Annotated in this window: 5 protein-coding genes; 2 read left to right on the plus strand and 3 right to left on the minus strand. The window is 71.7% G+C overall.

All coding sequences use genetic code 11. The features are described 5' to 3' along the window. Positions 1-110: 110 nt before the first annotated feature. On the minus strand, positions 111-374 hold the full coding sequence (locus ACFC1X_RS24855) for a hypothetical protein (protein ID WP_376357074.1): 264 nt from the start codon (positions 372-374) through the stop codon (positions 111-113). Between the two features lie 241 nt (positions 375-615). On the opposite strand from ACFC1X_RS24855, the gene ACFC1X_RS24860 reads away from it, so the two are divergent. Next, a complete protein-coding gene (locus tag ACFC1X_RS24860) occupies positions 616-1,794 on the plus strand; it encodes a glycosyltransferase (protein ID WP_376357076.1) in 1,179 nt (392 codons plus the stop codon). A 99-nt stretch (positions 1,795-1,893) separates the two neighbouring features. Here the strand turns inward: ACFC1X_RS24860 and ACFC1X_RS24865 are convergent, their stop codons facing one another. Together ACFC1X_RS24865 and rfbA are read right to left on the minus strand one after the other, a co-directional pair. Next, positions 1,894-2,970: a glycosyltransferase gene (locus ACFC1X_RS24865; protein ID WP_376357078.1), complete on the minus strand. Its 1,077-nt coding sequence runs from the start codon at positions 2,968-2,970 to the stop codon at positions 1,894-1,896. A gap of 58 nt (positions 2,971-3,028) precedes the next feature. Further along, entirely contained in the window at positions 3,029-3,898 is an 870-nt protein-coding gene (gene rfbA / locus ACFC1X_RS24870; RefSeq protein ID WP_376357080.1) for a glucose-1-phosphate thymidylyltransferase RfbA, read from the minus strand. 196 nt (positions 3,899-4,094) lie between these two features. On the opposite strand from rfbA, the gene ACFC1X_RS24875 reads away from it, so the two are divergent. Continuing rightward, positions 4,095-5,108, plus strand: a complete 1,014-nt coding sequence (locus ACFC1X_RS24875) for a Gfo/Idh/MocA family protein (protein WP_376357082.1) — start codon at positions 4,095-4,097, stop codon at positions 5,106-5,108. Positions 5,109-5,184 lie beyond the last annotated feature (76 nt).

Here is a 5,184-nt window from a genome sequence, read left to right on the forward strand (position 1 = left end):
GACCCCGGCCCGGCCCGGGCGGCCGCGGCCCCCCCCCGGCCCCGGGTGGGGCCCGGGGCGGCCGGCGGCGGCGGCCACCCGGCGCGCACCGCCGGCGGGGGGGGGTGGGGTCAGGCGGCCTTGCGGACGATCTCCACGGGGCCGGCGTCCAGCAGGGCGCGTACGGCGCCCTCACCGCCCGCGACGTCCAGCGACATGTCGTGGAGGCGGCCGATGACGTTGCGGACGACCTTTTCCGGCTGCGTCTGTTCGGTGCCCTCCCAGACCAGCTCGGGGAATACCGTCAGGTAGACCTTGTCGTTTCCCTGGCTGTAGATGTTCACTTCCATGACGTCGCGCAGGGCCATCCGGGCTTCGTAGATCAGGCTGTTCATGTGCCACCGACTTTCGGTATCCGTTTCTGGGGCTTCCTGGCCACACGTACCGGACTCATGATGGTCAGCGGCCGAACGGTGCGCAACGAGGCCCGGAGAATACTCTGTTCAACTGCGGGAAATCCGCGATTGAACGGGCTTGCCAATTACCGGTGTTTGACAGAAAAAGGCCGCCCTGCGGACCATCGGTACTGTTCGCACATGCTGCTGGCCGCGTCCCACGAAAAGCATCCGGAGTGCCATGAAAATCCTGTTCGTCACCACAGGCAGCCAGGCCACCTACTATGCCGCCGCTCCGTTGGCGACGGCCGCGCGCAATGCGGGCCACCACGTCATGCTGGCCGCCCACGAGCCGTGGGTGGAGACCGCGGAGGCCATCGGTCTGCCCACGTTCTGCTTCACCGTGGACCCGATCCGGCACTTCATGCGGATCACCAACCCGGGCAAGGGGCTGCGCTTCCCTAGGGAGCTGGGCGACGAGGAGATGCTCGGGCAGGGCCGCGGTTTCGCGAGGATGGGCCTGGCGGGCGTCGAGTCGCTGCTGGAGCTGTCCGGGGACTGGCGGCCGGACGTGGTCGTGGGCAGCTCGCAGAGCTACGCGGCGATGCTGCTGGCCGCCCACCTGAAGGTCCCCTACGTGCGTCACGTCGAGTACCTGGGCATTCCGCTCACCGGGATCGACCCGGGCGCGGAGGACGAGCTGCGGCCCGAGATGGAGCGGCTGGGCGTGGACGGGCTGCTCAAGCCCGACCTGCTGCTCGACTCGACGCCGCCGTCGCTGCGGCCGGCCGGCGATCCGGCGGCGCAGCCGATGCGCTGGATCCCCAGCAACCCGCAGCGCCGGCTGGAGCGCTGGATGTACACGCGCCCCGAGGGCGGCCGCAAGCGGGTGGTGATCACCTCCGGTTTCCGCAGCCTGATGTTCCGTGACCCGGGCTGGTCGATGCCGCTGCTGGTCAGGGAGCTGGACAAGCTGGGTGCCGAGACGCTGATCGCGGCGAACCCCGGCGCGGTCGGGCGGTTCGGCGACGAGCTGGGCGACGCGCGCGTGGGCTGGATCCCGATCGATGTCACCGCCGCCACCTGCGATCTGGCGGTCCATCACGGCGGTGCGACCACCGCGACGACGCTGATGGCCAACGGGGTGCCGCAGCTGGTCATCCCGGAGAACCCGCCGGAGTTCCCGCCGAACTACCACCGGGAGGCCATCGCCAAGGCCATCACCGGCTTCGGCGCCGGCCGGACGCTGTGGCCGCAGGCCCAGGAGCCGGACAAGGAGCCGGGCGAAGTGATCGCCGCCGCCTGCCGGGAACTGCTGGAGAACCCCGGCTACACGGAGCGCACGCAGTTCCTCGCCAAGGAGATCTCGACGCTGCCCACGCCCGCCGAGATCGTGCCCCGGCTGGAGGCGCTGGTCTGAGGGCCGGCCCGCCCACCGTCCCACGCACGCGCCTGTGCCCCGGGACCGCGGAGAGTTCTCCGCGGTCCCGGGGCACAGGCGTGCGGGCGGGCGGGCCGGTCAGCGGGCGGCCAGGGCCTCGATACGGCGCAGTACGTCGTCCGGGGTGGGCAGCGCGGCGCTGTGGGCGGCCAGTGTGCGGGTGCGCTCGGCGTAGGAGGGGTCGGCGAGGATCTCCCGGCAGGCCGTGACGGTCACCTCGTCCGGGTCCCGGCCGTCCTGGGGCCGGTTGCGGTCGGCCATCACGGCGGCGCCGTAGCCGCTGACGGCCTGGGCGACGGCCTTGCCGTAGCCGTTGTCGGGGACGATCAGCTGGGGCACGCCGGCGTGGATCAGTGTCATGGCGGTGGTGGCGCCGCCGTGGTGGACGGCCAGGTCGCAGGTGGGGGCGACGACGTCCAGGGGGATCCAGCCGATGCGGACGCCGCCGAGTTCGGCGCCGTAGCGTTCGGCGGCCTCGGGCAGCGCGGCGATCAGGACCTCGGCGCCGGAGGCGGTCAGGGAGTCCACCAGGCGGCGCAGCGAGCTGCCGGGGGTGTCGAGCATCAGGTTGCGGGTGCCGGCGGTGATCAGGACCCGGTGCCGGCCGGCGGGGCGGGTGTACATCCACGGCTCGATCCGGCGCTGGCTCACCCGGGGCACCCAGCGCATCGGCTGGGCGGCGGGGGCGCCCGGCGGGCGCAGGGCGGGCGGGCACAGGTCGACGAAGAGGTCGGGCTCGGGCAGTTCGGGCAGGCCCAGGCGCTGCAGCTGCGGCTGGAGGTCGGCGAGCGCGGTGCGGTCCCGGCGGGCCATCGGGGCGATGTACCAGATGTGGCGGACGAAGGGGACCTTGAGCCGGGCGGCGAGCACCCGGGGGACGTGGGACAGGCCGCCGACGACCAGGTCCGGGGACCACTGCCGGGTCAGTTCCAGCAGGGCGTCGATCCGGTCGGTGGCCGTCATGGCGTCCTGGCCGTAGCGCATGCGCTCGGGTGTGATGCACAGGGCGGGCAGGGCGAGGGACTGGGCGGCCGCCATCAGCGGTTCGTCGGCGGCCAGCAGGATCTCGTGGCCGGCGTTGCGGGCGGCGGCGGCGAGCGGGGCGACGCCGAAGACGGCCGCCTGGCTGCCCCCGACGGTGAACAGTATTTTCATGGCTGTCGCACTTCTTTCGTGGTCGGGTCGGGTGCAGGGACCGCGCGCACGGGGGGGGTCAGCCGGCCTGGGCCATTTCCATGACGTAGCGGCCGTAGGAGGAGTTCGCCAGGCGGCTGCCGAGCCGGTAGCAGGACTCCTGGTCGATGTAGCCCATGCGGTAGGCGATCTCCTCGAGGCAGGCGATGCGTACGCCCTGGCGGTGTTCCAGGACCTGGACGTAGTCGCCGGCCTCCATGAGCGCGTCGTGGGTTCCGGTGTCGAGCCAGACGAACCCGCGTCCCAGCGGCACCAGATGGGCCTGGCCGCGTTCGAGGTAGACGCGGTTGAGGTCGGTGATCTCCAGTTCGCCGCGTTCGGAGGGCCGCAGGCGGCGGGCGATGTCGACGACCTGGTTGTCGTAGAGGTAGAGGCCGGTGATGGCCATGTTGGTCTGCGGGTCGGCGGGCTTCTCCTCCAGGGCGACGAGGCGGCCCTGCGCGTCGAGGGTGCCCACGCCGTAGCGTTCGGGGTCGCGTACCGGGTAGCCGAACAGGACGCAGCCGGTGAGGTCCTGGGCGGCGCGCTGGAGCATGGGCCCGAACTCGTAGCCGTGGAAGATGTTGTCGCCCAGGACCAGGGCGACGGAGTCGTCGCCGATGTGGTCCGCGCAGACCAGGAACGCGTCGGCGAGGCCGCGGGGTTTGTCCTGCTCGGCGTAGGTCAGGGTGATGCCCAGCCAGGAGCCGTCGCCCAGCAGGCGCCGGAACATCTCCGAGTCCTCGGGCGTGGTGATGATCTCTATTTCGGTGATCCCCGCCAGCATCAGGGCCGACAGCGGGTAGTAAATCATCGGCTTGTCGTAGACCGGGAGCATTTGCTTCGAAACTCCGAGGGTGATCGGATGGAGTCTCGTGCCATTGCCGCCGGCCAGGATGATGCCCTTCACCGTGGCGCCTCCTCAGTGACTTCGTGCCCATTTAGGCGTGCCACGCACTTTATCGGGGGCCGGTGTCCGCCCGGAAGTTTTCCCTGCGGCGGTGCCTTCGCATTGCGGTGTTGTTGACAGGCGCGGGCCCGCGTACTCAGGCTGACGGCATACCGGTTCAGGCATTCGTATTTACTGACGTCGTTTAGGTGGGCCTGTGGAAATCGAAGATCTGACGCCCTTTCTCGAATCCGGGTCGAGGGCCGGTATCGGCATCATGGGGTGCGCCGACATCGCGGTGCGCCGGGCGCTGCCGGCGATCGGCCGCTCCCCGTTCCGTCTGGCGGCGGTCGCGAGCCGTTCCCGTGAGAAGGCCGAGGGCGTCGCGGGCGGCGCCGGCTGCGCGGCCGTCGAGGGGTACGAGCGGCTGCTGGAGGCGCCCGGTGTCGACGCGGTCTACATCCCTCTGCCGAACAGCGAGCACGCCGTGTGGGCGCGGCGGGCGCTGGAGGCGGGCAAGCATGTGCTGCTGGAGAAGCCGGCCGTGCCCGACGAGGACAGTGCGCGGGGCCTGGTCGCGCTGGCCGAGGAGCGCGGGCTGGCCGTGATGGAGAACTTCGCGTTCTTGCGGCATCCGCAGCACGCGCAGGCGCGGGCCCTGGTGGACGGCGGGGCCATTGGTGAACTGCGCTCCTTCAACGGGGCGTTCGGGATTCCGCCGACCGACCCCGGCCAGATCAAGTACCAGGCGGAGCTGGGGGGCGGGGCGCTGTGGGAGGTGGGCTGCTATCCGGTGCGGGCGGCGCAGGAGTATCTCGGTGCGTCGGCGCGGGTGCTGGGGGCGGGGCTGCGGTTCGACGCGGAGCTGGGCGTGGACGTGTCCGGGGTGGCGCTGCTGGGTGACGACGACGGGGTCAGCGCGCACTGCTCGTTCGGTCTGTCCCACGGCTACCGCTCGACGTACGACCTGTGGGGCAGTGAGGGGCGGCTGGTGCTGGAGTGGGCGTTCACGCCCTCGGACAGTGCCCGTCCGGTGCTGCGGCTGGAGCAGAAGGACCGTCAGACGCGGATCCTCGCCCCGGCCTCGGACCAGTTCCTCGGCGTGTTCACGGCCTTTCACGAGGCGGTGGCCGATCCGGCGGGGCGGGCGGTGCACCACGGTGATCTGGTGCGGCAGGCGCGGCTGATGGCCCGTGTCCGTGCCCGGGCCCTGGGCGGGGCGGCCGGCTGAGCGGCCGGTGGTGGAAGCGCGCGTCGGCGGCCGGTGCCCGGTAGGGGCGCCGGCCGCCGGCCTGCGCGCGCGAAGG

Origin of the sequence: Streptomyces sp. NPDC056128, from assembly GCF_042263835.1 — a bacterium.
GTDB lineage: Bacteria > Actinomycetota > Actinomycetes > Streptomycetales > Streptomycetaceae > Streptomyces.

Bases quoted from the DNA above. Each gene is read 5' to 3' on its own strand.
- ACFC1X_RS24860 (WP_376357076.1), top strand. From the start codon at position 616: ATGAAAATCCTGTTCGTCACCACAGGCAGCCAGGCCACCTACTATGCC.
- ACFC1X_RS24855 (WP_376357074.1), bottom strand. From the start codon at position 374: ATGAACAGCCTGATCTACGAAGCCCGGATGGCCCTGCGCGACGTCATG.
- ACFC1X_RS24865 (WP_376357078.1), bottom strand. From the start codon at position 2,970: ATGAAAATACTGTTCACCGTCGGGGGCAGCCAGGCGGCCGTCTTCGGC.